This is a genomic window from Roseateles sp., from assembly GCF_039595595.1.
Lineage (GTDB): Bacteria > Pseudomonadota > Gammaproteobacteria > Burkholderiales > Burkholderiaceae_C > Roseateles.
Window position 1 is genome coordinate 24,977 of the sequence record NZ_JBCNLG010000024.1, and the last position, 16,826, is coordinate 41,802.

The window sequence follows — 16,826 nt, forward strand, 5'->3', positions numbered from 1 at the left end:
CGATGACGCGCAAGGACTCCACCATGACTTCGACTCTCAAGATGCTGCGCCCCGCGCTCGCCGGCTTTGTGCTGCTGAGCGCCATCACGGGGCTGCTCTATCCCGCGCTGGTGACCGGCGCCGGCCAGGCGCTGTTCCCCTACCAGGCCGAGGGCAGCCTGATCCTGCAAGGTGGCAAGGCGGTCGGCTCCGAGCTGATCGGGCAGACCTTCAGCTCGCCGCGCTACTTCTGGGGCCGTCCGTCGGCCACCGCGCCGATGGCCAACAACGCGGCGGGCTCCGGCGGCTCCAACCAGGGACCGACCAATCCCGCGCTCGCCGACGCCGTGCAGGCGCGCATCGAGGCGCTCAAGGCCGCCGATCCCGGCAACCAGGCGCCTGTCCCGGTCGACCTGGTCAGCGCCTCGGCCAGCGGCCTGGATCCGCACATCAGCATGGCCGCGGCCCGCTACCAGGCCGCCCGCGTCGCGCGCGAGCGCGGCCTGCCGCTCGAGGCCGTCCAGCGCCTGATCCAGGCCCACACCGAGGCGCGCGACCTGGGCGTGCTCGGCGAACCGCGCGTCAACGTGCTCAAGCTCAATCTCGCGCTCGACCAGGCGCCTTCCGACGCTCATTGATCTTCATGACTCCTGCACCGGCGTGAGAGGCATGGGGCGCGGGTCGGATCGGTGCCAACTGCCACTGAGCCCGCTCCGATTGACTCGATCGTTCAGCAGGAGACCTTCCATGCATCCCATTCCGCAGCATGCCCCGCCGGCGTCCTGGCGCGATGACGCCAGGGCAAGCGGTGTTTCCAGCCCCCCCGGACCCGGTCCGGCCAAGCGCGCGCGGCTCGACGACAGGCGGCCCGTGACATCGACGCTCGAACTGGCGCGGCCGGCACTGGTCCTGCCGCATGAACTGGACAAGATCGCCGAGGAGGCGCGGACCTGGGCGTTCCTGTCGGAGCCTGACGATCCGCGCGAGCTCGAGAACCACGGTGTTTCCCCGGCGGCGCGCGCGTGGGCCTTGGGACGCCACGCCCATGAGGTCCTGTCCGACCGTCTGCCGCAAGGCAGGGATGCGGGATGGATCCGGCGCCTGGAGTTCGCGGAACTGCCGGATGCCCAGGATTGGACGTGGCTGCCGGCTTATCGGCAGGCCTGTCCCAACCTCATGGAGATCGTGCTGCCGTCCGGCAGCGAGCGCGTGGTGCCGGCGCTTCCCCAGCATGCGTCCCGCGAGGCCGATCACCGGTGGGTGCTGCGCACGCCGGACCGCGAGGATGGCGTCGCGTCCTTCCATCAGCTCTGCGATGCCTGGGGCCGATCGCTTCACGATCTGGTCCCGAACCCGGGGGAACTGGGGAGATACGGGCGTGCCTCCCTGCTGAGACTGTTGGCGCAGGACGTCGCGGCGCTCGAGCCCATCGAGCCCGACCTGAGCGCGTGTCTCAGGGACTTGGTCGCCGGCATCGTCGAGGATCCTCAGATCGCCTTGCACTGTGCGCTGGCCGCCAAAGGACCCGTGAGCGTGTACGGCCGGCTCGACGCGATGGAGGAGATCCTCGCGGAACTGCGGCGCATGCCCTTGCCGCTCCCGCAGAGCACGTTGCCGGTCTGTGCGGGCGCACATGACAAGGCGATGGACATGATCGAAGGGCTGACCTGGCACCGCAGCGTGGATTTGCGGGGCTGCTCATCGGCTGCGCCGGGGTTTTACCCCGCAAGGCCCCGTTGGCTGGACCGGGGCGAGGCCGCGGCGATGCGCGCGCAACTGGCGGCCACGCCGGAGATCTTCTTGACGCCCGCCTTGCGAGCGCTGCGCGATGACGCGCTGCACCTGCTGAAGGAGGATCCAGCGTTCGAGAACATGGTCTTCCTGTCCCGGGAGGAAGCGGACACCGTGCGCGCCGCGCTCCATCTGAGCCGGCTCTTCGCCGTGCGCCAGGTTCCGGCGGCGCCCCCCTGGGGGGCGGCTGTCGAAGCCATGCCGCCGCTGGCGGGCCAGGCGCTGCAACTGTTGCGGCAGTGGGTGGACATCGATTCGCCTGGGTTGCCCTTGCGTCGGGAGCGCTGGTACCTCCACCTCGCGAGGCTGGCGCACAACGCGGTCCGTCGCGTCCAGACCCCGGAGGACCTCGCTCACGGAGCCGATGGGGAGGAGGATCCCGACCGGCCGCCTGCAGCCCTGGTGAAAACGATCGAGCACTCGCGCACTCTCGCAGCCGTGGGCTCGGGAAAGGGTACTGACGCTGCCCCGATCGCCCCGATCGTTCAGCAGGACTGCCCGCATGCATCCCCTCTCGCGCTCCGACTCGACGACATCGACCCCCGGTGAGGCGTCTTCATCCGCCGGCGGGGCCTCGCACGCGAGCGGCCCGGCCCCGAAACGAGCGCGCCACGAAGCGCCAGGCGCGCGTTCGTCGGTGATCGAACTGGGACGCCCCGCGTTGCTGCAGCCGGCCGGTCCGAGTGAGGCGCCGCCGCAGGACTTCTTCCGGCGGACCGGCGGCATCGATGTCAACGGACCGGAGAACGAGCGGATCTCCCCGGCCGGCCAGGCCTGGTGGCTGGGCCGCGCCGCGCAGGAGGAACTGCATTGGCGTCTGCCCCCGCAGACGGCGGCGTGGGCGCGGCGTCTGGAGTTCAGCGCCATGCCGCAGGCCGAGGACCGGCGATGGCTGCCTGCGTACCGACAGCGCTGCCCGAACCTCCAGGAGATCGCGTTGCCGATGGACAGCGACGCCGTGATGCCGGCGCTGCGCGCGCATGCCGTGCGGGAGGCCGGCGGCCGATGGGTGCTGCGCCTGAACGGGCGCGAGGATGGCGTCGGTGCGTTCCAGCAGCTGTGCGACGCGCTGGGCCGATCGCTTCACGGGCACGTGAAGCGGCCGGGCGTGCTCGGATCGCACGGGCGGCCGCGGGTGTTCAGGCAACTGGTCCGGGACATCCCCTTGCTTCGCGCGCGGAACATGGCCACGCTGGCCGGCCACATCGGACAGCTGGTGAGCGCCATCACCCACGACCACCAGATCGCCTGGCGCTGCGCGCACGTCGCGCAGGTCCAGGGAGGCGCCGCCGAACGGCTCGCGGCCATGAAGGCGATCGCCGCCGAACTGCAACGGGCCCCGATGCCCGCGCCCCCGAGCTTCCTGCCCGAGCCGGGCGGCGATGCGCTGGCCGACATGATCCTGGGGTTCTCGCGCGGCCCGGATCCCGCCTGGCCAGGCGCGCAGACGGCCGAGCCGCGCTTCTGGCCGATCCGGCCCCGCTGGCTGGACCGCGCCGAGGCGCGCGCCATGACGGACCGGCTCGCAGCCCTGCCATCGGCCTCGCTGACGCCGGTGCTGCGCGCCATGCGCGACGAGGCCCTGCGGGTGCTGCGCCCGCAGGCCGTCTTCGACGGCCTGGTGTTCCTGTCCCGGGAGGAAGAGGAGCTGGTGATCGAGGCGCTGCACCTGGCGCGGCTCTTCGAGGTGCGCGTGTGCTGGCCGGCGTCCGCGGGCGCCCGGGCGCCGCATCCGATGCCGGATGAGGCGAAACAGGCGCTGGCCCGCCTTCGGGACTGGGTCGACGACGGCCCGCGCGACGAAGGGACGCTGCGCCGGGAGCGCTGGTATCTCCATCTGGCGGGCCAGGCACATGCCGGCGCGGCGACCTTCCAGGCCACCGCGGGACTGCTGCGCGGCGCACCCGGCCGGAAGGACCTCGATCCGCCGCCGGTCGAGCTGGTCGAGGCCATCGCCCGCGCGCGGGGCGAGCCGCTGGCGCTCACGCTGGACTACCGCGGCGAACGGGTGTCCTCGCCCGTCACGGTGAACGGCGAGCTGTCGGACCGCCTGACCTTCGGCATCCGCCTGTCCAGCGCCTGGCTGATCGAGGAGGCCGCCGGCCCTGGGACGCTGCAAGTGCGGATGCCCGCCGCGCTCCAGTGGTCGCTCGCGGAATGGCTGACGATCGAGCTGACGCCGGAAGACGCCCGCCGCGGCGGCCCCTGGCGCGAGCGCGTGGGCGCCGGACTGCTCGCCGACTTCCCCGCCATGACACGGCTGTTCGTCCAGGGCGACACGGCGGCGGACGCCGAGCCCTTTCTCGGCCCCGAGGCGCGGGCTGAGCGGAACGAACGCCACCGGCAATTGGAGGAGGCGAACCAGCTGCTCGGCGCCCTGGTCTGGAACGGCGCGCAGCGCTTCCAACTGCAGGTCCATGCCGGCTTCACCGCCTGGGCGGTTCGTCTCGTCGAACTGGACCGGCTCGTGACGGAGCAGTCGTGGCGCGCCGGGCCACCTCTGCTGGCGCAGGTGGTCCATCGGGCACTGGACGACGAAGCCTTCATCACGCAATGCGAGGAGCTGATCCACGGCCGGGATGGGTACTGCCTGGATGCGCACGTGCGCGTCCTGCATCAGATGAGCCTGCTGAGGGAGGGGAGCGAGGCGCGCAGCGCGGCCGAGGTCGCTCAGGCCGCGTTCGCCTTTGCCTGCGGGCTGCGCGCCGACCAGGCGGTGATCGAGTCGCAAGGCGACTTCTCCGAGAGCCTGGAGGACGCGCTGCTGCTGCGGCAGACCGTGAGGCAGCGCCTTCACGCGCGGCTCGATGGGCCGCCGGTCAGCGACGAGCCACCGTTCTTCGCCCACTTCGGACGCGCCGGCGCGGCGTGGGACACCCTGGCAGAGCGCCAGCGGCGCGAGCGCCTCGCGGACGCCCTGATCGATGCCGAGGTCCACAGCGGCTTTGCCCTGTCCCAGGAGTGCCTGGAACCCGCGGGGCTGGTGGGAGATCTCCTGGTCAAGGCGCTCCAGCGCGATCCTGGCTATGCGGCGCTGGAGGAGACGCTGCTGGGCGAGGCCCAGGCGCGCTTCGAGATCGCGATGGACGCCGCCGAACTCCTGACCGACGACGAGCCGCGGAGGCAGGCGATCATCGACGCCGCCGCCAGCCGCGCCGCCGATGACGCCGCGCAGTTGCGGCAGGCGCTGCAGGCCCATTGCCGCGCCTTGTTCATTCCCCTGGCCGCGCGCCTGTCGCCTGACCCGCAACCGTCCGCGCCGCAACCGTCCTCGTCCCCACTGTCCTCGTCCTGACGCGACAATCCGCCACCCATGCGCAGTCCCACCGACGACCGTCCCGATCCCGACGCCTTGCTGGCCGCCCTGCGCCGGCAGGCGCAGCCCGAGGCGCGCGGCCGCCTGCGCATCTACTTCGGCGCGTCGGCCGGCGTCGGCAAGACCTTCGCGATGCTGCAGGCGGCCCGGCAGCTCGCCGCGCAGGGGCGCGCGCCGCTGATCGGCGTCGTCGAGACCCATGGCCGCGCCGACACCGCCGCCTTGCTCGACGGCCTGCCGCGCCTGCCGATGCGCCAGATCCCGTACCGCGGCCGCGCGCTGCCGGAGTTCGACCTCGATGGCGCGCTCGAGCGCCTCAAGGACCAGCCCGGCGCGCTGATCCTGGTCGACGAGCTGGCGCATTCCAACGTCGCCGGGTCGCGCCATCCCAAGCGCTGGCAGGACGTCGAGGAGCTGCTCGCCAACGGCATCGACGTCTACACCACCGTCAACGTGCAGCACCTGGAGAGCCTGAACGACGTGGTCGGCGGCATCACCGGCGTGCGCGTGCAGGAGACGCTGCCCGACACCTTCTTCGACCGCGCCGACGAGGTGGTGCTGGTCGACACGCCGGCCGACGAGCTGCTCGCGCGGCTCAAGGCGGGCAAGGTCTACCAGGGCGCGCAGGCCGAGCGCGCGGGCCAGCACTTCTTCCGCAAGGGCAACCTGATGGCGCTGCGCGAGCTGGCGCTGCGCCGCACCGCCGACCGCGTCGAGGATGACGTGCAGGCCTGGCGCAGCAACGAGCGCATCGCGCCGGTGTGGAAGACGGAAGCGGCGATCCTGTGCGCCATCGGGCCCGGCGACGAGGCCGAATCGGTGGTGCGCAGCGCCGCTCAGCTCGCGCGGCAACTGGCGGTGAGCTGGCATGCGGTGCATGTCGAGACGCCGGCGCTGCACCGGCGGCCCGGCGCGCGCCGCGAGCGCACGCTGCGCGTGGTGCGGCTGGCCCAGGACCTGGGCGCGGCGACCGCCGTGCTCGCCGCGCAGGACCCGGCGCAGGCGCTGGCCGATTACGCGCGCGAGCACAACCTGTCCAAGCTGCTGATCGGACGCGGCCAGCCGTCGCGGCGCCGCTGGGGCCGGCGCGACCTGGCCGCGCGCCTGGCCGTGCACCTGGGCCGCGCGGCGCCGGAGCTGGACCTGATCCAGGTCGGCGCCTCGGCGACGCAGCGCGTGCATGAGGACGCGCCCACGCCCGTGCTCGGCGCCGCGCCGCGCCGCTACCTCTGGGCGGCGCTGGCCTGCATCGGCGTGGCGGTGCTGTGCTGGCCGCTGGCGGGCCGCATCGCCACCGACAACCTGGTGATGCTGTTCCTGCTCGGCGTGGTCGGCGTCGCGATGCGCTGGGGCCGCGGACCGGCGGTGCTGGCGAGCTTCCTGAGCGTCGCGCTGTTCGATTTCTTTTTCGTCGCGCCGCGGCTGAGCCTGGCGGTCAGCGACGTGCAGTACCTGATCACCTTCGCCGTGATGCTGGCCGTCGGCCTGGTCACCGGCCAGCTCACGGCGGGACTGCGCTACGAGGCGCGGGTCTCGTCGGAGCGCGAGGCCAGGGCGCGCGGCCTGTTCGAGCTCACCCGCGAGCTGGCCGGGGCGCTGCAGACCGAGCAGGTCGTCGCGACCGCGGAGCAGCAGCTCGGGCAGCAGTTCGGCGGACGCGCGCTGCTGTACGTGCTCGATGCCGACGACCGGTTGCAGCCGTCGCCGGCCGAGGCGGGGCTGGCGCTGGGCGATCCGCCCGATGCGGGCACGGCGCGCTGGGCGCTCGATCACGAGCGGGCGGCCGGGCTCGGCACCGACACGCTGCCGGGCAGCCACTGGTTCTACCTGCCGCTGCGCGCCCCGATGCGCACGCGCGGCGTGCTCGCGCTGCGGCCTGGCGACGCGCGCCTGCTGTTGCTGCCCGAGCGCCGCGCCCAGCTCGAGACCGCCGCGCGCATCGCCGGCCAGGCGCTGGAGCGGGTGCATTACGTCGAGGTCGCGCAGCAGGCGCTGCTGCAGATCGAGTCCGAGCGGCTGCGCAACTCGCTGCTCTCGGCGCTGTCGCACGACCTGCGCACGCCGCTGGCGGCGCTGCAGGGACTGGCGGAAACGCTGTCGCGGCGCGCGCTCGAACCGGGCGCGGCAGAGACCGCGCAGGCGATCGAGCAGCAGTCGCTGCGTATCAACGCGATGGTGCACAACCTGCTCGACATGGCGCGGCTGCAGAGCGGCGCGCTGACGCTCAACCGGCAGTGGCAGCCGGTGGACGAGGTGATCGGCAGCAGCCTGCAGCTGATGGGCGCCGCGCTGACGCGGCATCGCGTCGTGCTCGACGTGCCGGCGAGCCTGCCGCTGGTGGAGCTCGACGCCGTGCTGATCGAGCGCGTGCTCGCGAACCTGCTGGAGAACGCCGCGAAGTACACGCCGCCGGGCAGCGAGATCCGCGTCATCGCGCGCACGCACGGCGCGGCCGCGGGGGGCGAGATGCGCCTGTCGGTCGAGGACAACGGCCCCGGGCTGCCTCCGGGGCGCGAGGAGGCGCTGTTCGAGAAATTCGCGCGCGGCCACAGCGAGTCGCATCTGCCCGGCATGGGCTTGGGGCTGGCGATCTGCCGCGCCATCATGCAGGCCCATGGCGGCCGCATCTGGGCCGAGCGCGCCGCGTCCGAGGGCGGGGCGCGCTTCAGCCTGGCGCTGCCGCTGGGCGAGCCGCCGGCGCTGCCGGCCTTCGAGGAAGATGTACAGGATCCAGGGAGTCAAGACCGTGAGTGAGCCGCAGCCGGTGGCGCTGATCATCGAGGACGAGCCGAACATCCGCCGCTTCGTGCGGCTGGCGCTGGAGGGAGAGGGCTGGTCCGTGCACGAGACCGGCACGCTGCGCCAGGGCCTGATCGACGCCGGCACGCGGCGGCCGGACCTGGTCATCCTGGACCTGGGGCTGCCCGATGGCGATGGGCAGGACTTCCTGCGCGACCTGCGGGCATGGTCGCCCGTGCCGGTGATCGTGCTGTCCGCGCGCGGCGCCGAGGACGACAAGATCGCCGCGCTCGATCACGGGGCCGACGACTATCTGAGCAAGCCCTTCGGCGTGGGCGAGTTGATGGCGCGCGTGCGCGTGGCGTTGCGGCGCAGTCAGGCGCGGGCCAGCGAGCAGCAGGAGCCGGCGTTCCGCTTCGGCGATGTCGAGATCGACCTCGCCGCGCGCCGCGTGCGCCGCGGGGGCGAGGAGGTGCACCTCACGCCGATCGAGTACCGGCTGCTCAGCCACCTGATCGGCCATGCGGGCAAGGTGCTGACGCATCGGCAGTTGCTCAAGGCCGTGTGGGGGCCCGCGCATGTGGAGCAGAGCCACTATCTGCGCGTCTACATGGGCAACCTGCGGCAGAAGCTCGAAGCCGAGCCGGCGAGCCCCAAGCATCTGCTGACCGAGACGGGGGTGGGGTATCGGTTGATGCCTTGAACTCATTGGGAAGGCGGCGAACGATTGCTCTTGATCGCCCTGCGCTGCATTTACAGGAGAACTCGGCAGTCGCTCGCGTCGACTGACCTGACCACCCTCCAAGGTCCAGCATGAGCTTTCCTCTTCCCAGCGATTTCCCGCTCCGTGTAGCGGTGCCCGTTGTCACCGACGAAGCGCAGCTGAGCATGAACCCGGCCGACATTCCCGGCTTTGATTACTCCGAGATCGATCCCGAAGTCGAGCAACCGGCCATGAATCTTCGATATGGCTACATGCGGATGGCTGCGGCGCAGATGACCCTGGCCGCGAACAACCAGCCTATGGGGTGGGCGCTGAGCTACCCGCCGCCGTCGGACGACCGGCTCGCCGGGCATAACGCCAGCGCCGCGGCACATGCGCTTGGCGTTGTCCGCGCGACGCTCTGCAATCGCTCAGCGGGAGCTGCCAAGCCAACCAACAAGTGGTCGAAGGGACGGAGAGATCCGCTGCTTCCTCGCCAGATTCTGGTGATCAAGGACGAGTTGAACATCCAACGTCTTCGCGACCGGTTGCCTAGGGATGATGACGTGCGCCACCGCTTTGAGTCCGCCGCCTTTTCGTTCGAGACCTGGCAGGGCACGGGACATGGCAACTGCTCCGGGCTGACGCAGGCGGCGCAGGACGTTCTCATGGACCGGCATCCAACGACTCAGACCAGCGCGGCCTTGCTGATGGGTGACCATGAAGTGCTGATCGTCGGATCGATCGACAAGGCGATCGTGGCCCGCCCCTTGGCCAAGTGGCCCGCGCATCTCAGTGTTTGTGATGCGTGGGCCAACATTGCCTGCGCTGTGCCGGAATACCCGCGACGGTTCAGGGAGAAGATGAGCAGATGGGAGAAAGAGGGCAAGTTGCTTCGCGAAGGGGGAGCGTGGAGCTCGCCCATAGGCGATTCTTGGATGACGTGTCCCGACAGCGTCCGCAGGATCGACCTCTGCCAACGCTACACGTCGAGTCAGTATCGGATCGAAAGGTGCACCCTCAGCGATGGTGAGGTCTCGTCTCAAGCCGAGGCACGAGCTGAGACGAGTGACCAAGATGCAGCCGGACGACGCCAAGCTTTTCAGGTCGTTGCAATGAAGATATCGACGGGTTCGTCTGGTTTCCCGGTGGAGGCGGTCGTTGATCACCGGAGCAGCGGCGCAATCGCATGCGTGCCTAAGCCGCCCGCCACCTGCGCCGAGGCAGCGCAGGTGCGGCAGGAATTCGAGGCTGCGGCGGTTCATCGGATGCACATGGCCCTCGAAGATGTGCCGTTGGGTGCGGCCATTGAATACCCAACGGCCGAAGATGCTTCATTCGCGCAGTGCAACGCGCTGGCGGCCGAGCACACTCTTCGAGCCGTCAGAGCGGCGCTTCATGACCGCAACTTGGGCCCCCTCAAATCGACCAATAAATGGTCGAAGACACAGGCGTTCCCACCAAGCCATCAAGCTTCCGGGGTGGACCTGGAGATGCTTCGCAGAAGGCTGAGGAACGAAGCCCAGGTGAAACTGAGCTTCGAATTCGCGGCAAAGTCAGCGAACGCTTGGGCGGGCAGGGCTGTCAACTGTGGCGCTTTGAGCGACGCGGCACAGGACTACCTCGCGAGGTACTTCCCTTCATTGCAGACCACACTGGTGTCATTCGAGGCGGACCACGTGGCTGTTGTGGTGGGATCTTTCGATCGCAAACTGGCAGCGCGGGCCATGAGGCACTGGCCACAGCATCTTGTGGTGTGCGATCCGTGGGCGAACATCAGTTGTTCCGCAGACAAATATCCCGAATGCTTCCGCGACAAGATGAAAAAGTGGGGGATGGATGGCAAGAGGCTACGGTTCGAAGGCTCGGACCGTTGGCAAGCGCCGACCAGTGATTCCTGGATGAGAGTGCCTGAGAGCGGGGGGCAGCTGTTGATCCGGCAGGGGTACTCATCAGGGCAGTCGACGGTCGAGGTTGTGAGATTCGATGGCGTGCAAGACATTGCGGGAGCGAGGTCCACCCAGCCGCTGTAGCATCGGCCGCACGCCCGCGGGGCGCGACATCGACAATCGTGACGGCGCCTGTGCGCGCCCCCTGCAGTTCAACGAGCGCGGCGACCTGCTGCTGCAGTCGCGCGGCCATGACCTGACCGGCGGCTTCGGCGAGCGCCAGTTCATTCCGATGAAGATCTGGGCGCTGGCGCATGAGCGCCGTCTGATCGAGCGCCTCCAGGACCGCTACGTCATGTTCGGCGAGTGGGCCTATGCCAAGCGCAGCGTCTGGTACGACCGGCTGCCGCATTACCTCAATGTCGAGATCGACCTGGCCGCGCGCCGCGTGCGCCGCGGGGGCGAGGACGTGCATCTGACGCCGATCGAGTACCGGCTGCTCAGCCACCTGATCGGCCACGCGGGCAAGGTGCTGACGCATCGTCAGCTGCTGAGGGCGGTGTGGGGACCTTCGCATGTCGAGCAGAACCACTACCTGCGCGTCTACATGGGCAACCTGCGGCAGAAGCTCGAAGCCGAGCCGGCGAGCCCGAAGCATCTGCTGACCGAAACGGGAGTGGGGTATCGGTTGATGCCTTGAGACCTGACGGCGCTGCCGGCGCAACGATCGCGTTGTCGCGTGAACCCTGGTGCTGCCTTCGCGCACTGTCGGCCACGTTCAAGCCAAGACCCTTGCCATGAAGATCTGCAGCGAGCCCGCCGTCTGGCCAGATGCCATATCGGACGATGACGGCGACGGCCTGAAGCTTGCTCGGGAGCTGCCCTTTCACAACGAGGAGGTCATTCATCCGGAGCTCACGCGCAACTACGAGGCGCGTGTGCTGCGATTGCATTTCCATCGCGGGGCGCAGGATCGCGGCCTGTGGGCCGCCAACCCGCAGCACTGCCCGCTGGGGCCTCCCATTGTTTGCGCGGCGCCGCATGATGTCTCGTTCAAGGCCGAGAATCAGCGCGCCGCTGAAGAGGCCTTGCGGCGCGTGCGCGATGCGTTCAATCTGCGGTCGCAAGGACGCGCCAAGGCCTGGAACAAATGGCCGGCTTCCAGGTTGTCGGCGCCTGTTCCCGTCGCTCCAAGAGTCTGGCCCGCCTCCTACACCTTCGATCCGCTGACGGCCACGCCACGTCTCGTGCATGCCACCGGGTCCCTCGGCGTCTGGCAGGGCGCGCTTCCCAACTGCGGAGGGCAGAGCCGGGCGGCGCAGGACTATCTCGCGGTGACGTTTCCCAAGGTGCAGACCTCCATCGCCCTGCTGCGCGTGGATCACTGCTTCACCATCGTCGGGACCGTGGATCCCGTCTTCGTGGATACGCCGTTGGATCAGTGGCCGCCCCATCTCTTTGTTTGCGATCCGTGGGCCAACATCTGTTGCCCCGCTCCGGACTACCCCTTGCGGTTCCGGGAGCGGATGGAGAAATGGGCGCGCGACGGAAAGCGCTTATTGCTTGGCGATGCCTGGTCCAGCCCGATGTCACCGGACTTGTTGTCCGGTGCTCACGCGCTTTGTTCAATCGACGTGCGGACGAATTTTTCTTGTGGGCAATGCGAGGTCACGCAGTTCCGGTCGCAATGGCTGCATGCGCAGTTGGCCGCCGTGTCGGGCAACGAAAACGCGTCTGGCGACGCGGCGGGAGGCCAGCATGCTGGCGATGTAGCATTGCCAGCACGCCCGCGGGGCGCGATGTCGACAACTCGCTCACCAGGAGACAGCACATGATCCAGCAGGCCCAGGTCGAACTCGCGAAGACCTTCTTCGAGCAGTCCAAGAAGGCGTTCGAACAGAACTACGCGGCGTGGAGCACGGTGCTCACGTCGCAGAAGGCGATCATGGAATCGATGCGCGCGGCGGGCACGCCTTTCGAGGTCGCCGCCGATGAGTTCCAGAAGCTGATCGACTTCCAGGAGCAGCAGTTCCGCGCCACGGTCGACTTCATGACCAAGATGCAGGCGGACTACGCCAAGCTGGTCCAGAAGAAGAGCAAGTAAGTTCATCAATAAGCCCATCACGGCGTCCGGGTTGACGCCGCCGATGGCGCGATGGAAGAATCGCGCCCACGCCGGGCGGCTGCGCCTGGCGTCTGTCCTCTTCGATAACAGGAGGTGCCCCATGAAGACCCGTACATCCATTCCCTGCTGATCGCCGACGGCTGCCTGCTGGCAGCATCGTGACGGCGCCTGTGCGCGCCCCCTGCACGTCCGTCGGTTCCCTGACTTCACCAGGACCCGCCCGCGCCACGCGGCGGGTGACGGACGTCCATGCACCTCCAATCCTTGCCGCTGTTGCGCTCTCCGCGCACGGCGCATCTCGCGGGCAGCCGCCTGCAAGCGGGCCACTCCGCCCATGACCCACTGCCGCTCGCGGCGCTCGAAGGCCGCCACGTGGTCATCGAGGAAAAGCTCGACGTCGCCAATGCCAGCCTTTCGTTCAGCGAGCGCGGCGGCCTGCTGCTGCAGTCGCGCGGCCATGACCTGATCGGCGGCTTCGGCGAGCGCCAGTTCATTCCGATGAAGATCTGGGCGCTGGCGCATGAGCGCCGGCTGATCGAGCGACTCGAGGACCGCTACGTCATGTACGGCGAGTGGGCCTATGCCAAGCGCAGCGTCTGGTACGACCGGCTGCCGCATTACTTCAACGCGTTCGATCTCTTCGATCGCGCGACCGGCCAGTTCCTGTCGACGCCCCGCCGTCATGCGCTGCTCGCCGGCTCGCCGGTGCTGTCGGTGCCGGTGCTGTACGCCGGCCCGATGCCGGCGCAGCCCAGGCTGCTGGGGGCCCTGGTCGTGCGCTCGCTGGCGAAGTCGGCCGGCTGGCGCCAGGCATTCGAAGCCGCGACGCGGCGGGAATCGCTGCCGCTCGATCTGTGCTGGCAGCAGACCGACAAGTCGGACCAGTCCGAAGGCCTGTATCTGAAGGTCGAGGACGACGAGCAGGTGCTGGGCCGCTACAAGCTGGTGCGGCCCTCGTTCACGCATACCGCGCTCGATGGCGACGGCCGTCACGCCAAGCGGCCGATCCTGCCCAACGGGCTCGCGCCGGGCGCGGATCTCTTCACCGAGGTACCGGCGGTCACCTGGCGCGAGCTCGGACTGCGGACGATCACCTCGCTGCAGTCGCTCAAGGCTTTCGCCGCGGAGACCGCCGATGCGAGCAGGGAGCGCGAGCTCCGATGCTCCTGATGGGTGCCGTGTCCGATGCCTGAGGACGCGCCGCCTGACGCTCAGTCCGTCAGCCAGCGATCGATGACCTGGTCGAGCGCCGCTCTCAAGCTGGCACCGTGCATCGCCGCATCGCGGCGCAAGATGTTCAGCGGCACGCGCGCCTGGGCCAACTCGCCGGCATGGCCGATCAGCCATTGCTCCAGACGCGCCGGGTCGCACTCCAGGTGGAACTGCAGCGCGAGCGCATGGCCGCCAATCGCGAAGGCCTGATGAGGGCAGAGCGGCGTCGAGGCAAGGCTTGGCACCCCGTCCGGCAGGCCGAACTGGTCGCCATGCCAGTGCAGCACCGGCTGCCCGTTCGCGAGCGGCGCCAGCGCCGACGCGAGGCCCGCCTCGGTCAACGTCAGCGGCGCGAAGCCGATCTCCTTCTGGCCATGCGGCATGGGCTGGACCTCGGCCCCGAGCGCGCGCGCCATCAACTGCGCGCCCAGGCAGATGCCCAGCAGCGGGCGACGCGAGGCAAGGCGGCGCTGGATGAGCGCGATCTCGTCGTTCAAGTACGGGTAGAGCGCGTCGTCATAGGCGCCGATCGGCCCGCCGAGCACGACCAGCAGATCCACGCCGTCGAGGTCGAGATCGCGCAGGTCGTCGACACCCGCGTCCAGCGTGATGAAGCGCTTGAAGCCGCGCCCCTCGAGCACGGGGCGGAGCAGGCCCAGGTCCTCGAAAGCGAGGTGGCGCACGGCGAGGACGGTCTTGGCGTGGTTCATGTCGGCGGCGCGAGGCATCGCGCGGAGGTGGCGAAGCGAGCGACGAGTATCGGCGCTCGCCGCACGCCGTCACGTATCCGATCGTCCAGCCGAATCATCCATTCGTAGGGGAAAAGGTCCCGCTGCGCGATGGCCCCGCCTGGAGATGCCTCTAGAGACCCAACGCGGTGTTCGTGGCCGCAGTTCAGCCGCCATGCTCGAAGGCTCGCCAGGCGTCTGCCTATCGCGCAGCCCATGCTTCCATGAGCTCGTTGAGCTCTTGAGTGATCTGGGCCTTCTCCGCCAGGAGTTGTTCGATGGCGCCCTTCAAACCCAGGAGTTGTTCGTGGGAGCCCGACTTCACCCGCATGACGTCGCGAACGCTGAGAACCCTGTCGTGACCCGGATACAGGTTGTGAGCGGGATCGAACCAGACCAGATTGAAGGCCTTGTCCCAAAGGAATCCGTGCAGACGGCCCTGGTTTTTCCCCATGCTCACTTCAAAGGCCATCTTGGCCACGTGCACCGCTTCGACAAGGGGATCGGAAGCGCTCCGCTCGCCGCGCAGCTTGCCGGCGATCCTGTCGATGACTTCCTGAGGGAAGCCTCGATAGGTGCCGGTGGCCGATTTGAAGATCGGCTTGCACTTCAGGCTCGGATGGTTCTGTCGGCTCAACTGCTCCTCCGTGCAGCTCTGAATGGATTGGAGGCAGTCAAAGAGGCGGACATAGAACTCGGCATCGAAGCCGTGAACGAAGAACGCTTCCGTCTGCCAATCCACGAACTCGAAAGAGACGCGCAGAGGCGCCTGCTCGACGGCGGCGTCTCGGCGTTCCGCAGCCTTGTTGACTTGATGCGGCTTAGTCTTCATGGAGAAGCTCCGCCCTGAAGAAGCTTCGCATGGAGGCTTTGCTGATCACTGCGCGGCAGCCCACGTTTTCGGGCAGGGCGCCACGAGCGTCCCTCCATGGCGACTCGCGGTGGGTCATGTTCGACAGGCCTGCTCCGTCGTAGCGGCCGTACGCCGCGACGACCTCCCGCACCAGGACGGCGCTGGCGGGTTCCCGGAGCGGGAGGTCCCAGGTCGTCTCGATGGCCTGCCAAGGGCGATCCCGATACGCGGCGTGCAAGGCTGGCACCACGGGCCCGCGTTGCCAGGCTTCGAAATCCTCCGGGAACAGCTCCTGACCTTCCGCCAGGCTGTATCCCTGCGCGTAATAGCAAAGCTTCTGCACCTTCGCCGGCGATGGGCTTTCCTCGAAGTATTCGCGGTGGCATTCGACGATCAGGCGATGGACCGCGTCGAGTTCTGGAGACATGGGCATCAAACACCTCTGAATGGAAGGAGGGTGCAAATGTTCAGAGGTGCTTGCCCGCGGCGGAATGGCACGCTCATGTGCGATTCACTCCCGCGCCCACCGATGTGAATCGCCAAGCCCACTCGAATCGGTGAGGCCGCCCGGCGCGCACGGCGATGCCACAATCGCCGGATGACTTCGCCGCCCTCGCGCCCGCCGCGCGTCTCCGTCCAGACCGCTGACTTCGACCTCTCGGCCGAGACCCTGGCGCTGCGCGCGGACGATGGCGGCGTCGGGGCGGTCGTGAGCTTCGTCGGCACGGTGCGCGACGGCGCGGACGGCGCACCGGTGACGCTGATGGAACTCGAGCACTACCCCGGCATGACCGAGACCGCGATCGAAGCCATGATCGACGAGGCCTTGCGCCGCTTCGACCTGCGCGGCGCGCGCGTGATCCATCGCGTCGGCCCGCTCAGACCGCGCGATCAGATCGTGCTGGTGCTCGTCAGCTCGCGGCATCGCGGCCAGGCCTTCCAGGCCTGCGAATTCCTGATGGACTACTTGAAGACGCAGGCGCCGTTCTGGAAGAAGGAGCACGGGCCGGATGGCGCCCGCTGGGTGGACGCGCGCGTCGCCGACGACGAGGCGCTCGCGCGCTGGGGGATCAACGTGGAGGGCAATGGCCGATGAGCTGGGTGCAAGTGGCGGCGGTGTCCGCCGGGGCGTCGGGGGGCGCGCTCGCGCGCTGGGGCGCGGGACTGTGGCTGAACACGAAGTGGCAAGGCTTCCCGCTGGGGACGCTGGCCGTCAACCTCATCGGCGGTTTCCTGATCGGCATGGCGCTCGAATGGTTCGGGCGCCATCCCGATGACCTGCTCAAGCTGCTGCTCGTCACCGGCTTCCTCGGCGGACTGACGACCTTCTCCTCGTTCTCCGGCGAATCGCTCTCGCTGCTGCAGCGCGGCCAGTTCCTGCTGGCGCTGGGCCACTCGGCCGCGCACGTCGCCGGCTCGCTGGCCGCCGCGGCCGCCGGGCTCAAGGTGATGCAGATGCTGACCGCGGCATGAGCGGGCAATTGGCCGGAA

General features: G+C 69.0%; 14 protein-coding genes and 1 pseudogene. 12 read left to right on the forward strand and 3 right to left on the reverse strand.

The features are described from left to right. Positions 1–23 precede the first annotated feature (23 nt). From kdpC to ABDW61_RS21465, 10 genes and pseudogenes are all read left to right on the forward strand, one after another. Positions 24–617 carry a potassium-transporting ATPase subunit KdpC gene (gene kdpC, locus ABDW61_RS21420; RefSeq protein WP_343641605.1) on the forward strand — a complete coding sequence of 198 codons (594 nt, stop codon included), beginning with the start codon at positions 24–26 and terminating at the stop codon, positions 615–617. A gap of 109 nt (positions 618–726) precedes the next feature. Beyond that, entirely contained in the window at positions 727–2,319 is a 1,593-nt protein-coding gene (locus ABDW61_RS21425) for a hypothetical protein (RefSeq protein ID WP_343641607.1), read from the forward strand. 88 nt (positions 2,320–2,407) lie between these two features. Continuing rightward, complete coding sequence (locus ABDW61_RS21430; protein WP_343641608.1) at positions 2,408–5,065, forward strand: hypothetical protein; 2,658 nt, start codon at positions 2,408–2,410, stop codon at positions 5,063–5,065. An 18-nt stretch (positions 5,066–5,083) separates the two neighbouring features. Continuing rightward, on the forward strand, positions 5,084–7,840 hold the full coding sequence (locus ABDW61_RS21435) for a DUF4118 domain-containing protein (RefSeq protein ID WP_343641609.1): 2,757 nt from the start codon (positions 5,084–5,086) through the stop codon (positions 7,838–7,840). Next, positions 7,806–8,528 (forward strand): two-component system response regulator KdpE, encoded by a 723-nt coding sequence (gene kdpE / locus ABDW61_RS21440; protein WP_343641610.1) that lies wholly within the window; start codon positions 7,806–7,808, stop codon positions 8,526–8,528. The genes ABDW61_RS21435 and kdpE overlap by 35 nt, the downstream gene beginning before the upstream one ends. Before the next feature lie 110 nt (positions 8,529–8,638). Further along, positions 8,639–10,561: a hypothetical protein gene (locus tag ABDW61_RS21445; RefSeq protein ID WP_343641611.1), complete on the forward strand. Its 1,923-nt coding sequence runs from the start codon at positions 8,639–8,641 to the stop codon at positions 10,559–10,561. A gap of 55 nt (positions 10,562–10,616) precedes the next feature. Then, positions 10,617–11,117, forward strand: a pseudogene (locus ABDW61_RS21450) (winged helix-turn-helix domain-containing protein); the annotation flags it as partial. A 97-nt stretch (positions 11,118–11,214) separates the two neighbouring features. Further along, positions 11,215–12,252 carry a hypothetical protein gene (locus ABDW61_RS21455; RefSeq protein ID WP_343641613.1) on the forward strand — a complete coding sequence of 346 codons (1,038 nt, stop codon included), beginning with the start codon at positions 11,215–11,217 and terminating at the stop codon, positions 12,250–12,252. Continuing rightward, entirely contained in the window at positions 12,249–12,521 is a 273-nt protein-coding gene (locus ABDW61_RS21460) for a hypothetical protein (RefSeq protein ID WP_343641614.1), read from the forward strand. Before ABDW61_RS21455 ends, ABDW61_RS21460 begins: the two co-directional genes overlap by 4 nt. 270 nt (positions 12,522–12,791) lie before the next feature. Next, complete coding sequence (locus ABDW61_RS21465) at positions 12,792–13,712, forward strand: RNA ligase family protein (RefSeq protein ID WP_343641615.1); 921 nt, start codon at positions 12,792–12,794, stop codon at positions 13,710–13,712. Between the two features lie 41 nt (positions 13,713–13,753). Here the strand turns inward: ABDW61_RS21465 and ABDW61_RS21470 are convergent, their stop codons facing one another. The 3 genes from ABDW61_RS21470 to ABDW61_RS21480 all read right to left on the reverse strand — a co-directional run bounded on the left by ABDW61_RS21470 (position 13,754) and on the right by ABDW61_RS21480 (position 15,762). Further along, a complete protein-coding gene (locus ABDW61_RS21470) occupies positions 13,754–14,464 on the reverse strand; it encodes a glutamine amidotransferase (protein WP_343641616.1) in 711 nt (236 codons plus the stop codon). A gap of 220 nt (positions 14,465–14,684) precedes the next feature. Then, on the reverse strand, positions 14,685–15,314 hold the full coding sequence (locus tag ABDW61_RS21475) for a hypothetical protein (protein WP_343641617.1): 630 nt from the start codon (positions 15,312–15,314) through the stop codon (positions 14,685–14,687). Beyond that, the gene (locus tag ABDW61_RS21480; protein WP_343641618.1) at positions 15,304–15,762 is read right to left on the reverse strand and encodes a type II toxin-antitoxin system antitoxin SocA domain-containing protein; all 459 of its coding nucleotides are present in this window, start codon (positions 15,760–15,762) and stop codon (positions 15,304–15,306) included. Before ABDW61_RS21480 ends, ABDW61_RS21475 begins: the two co-directional genes overlap by 11 nt. A 171-nt stretch (positions 15,763–15,933) precedes the next feature. On the opposite strand from ABDW61_RS21480, the gene ABDW61_RS21485 reads away from it, so the two are divergent. Both ABDW61_RS21485 and crcB read left to right on the forward strand, forming a co-directional pair. Further along, positions 15,934–16,431 (forward strand): molybdenum cofactor biosynthesis protein MoaE, encoded by a 498-nt coding sequence (locus ABDW61_RS21485; RefSeq protein ID WP_343641619.1) that lies wholly within the window; start codon positions 15,934–15,936, stop codon positions 16,429–16,431. Next, complete coding sequence (crcB, locus tag ABDW61_RS21490) at positions 16,428–16,808, forward strand: fluoride efflux transporter CrcB (RefSeq protein ID WP_343641620.1); 381 nt, start codon at positions 16,428–16,430, stop codon at positions 16,806–16,808. The genes ABDW61_RS21485 and crcB overlap by 4 nt, the downstream gene beginning before the upstream one ends. The last annotated feature ends 18 nt before the right edge of the window (positions 16,809–16,826 follow it).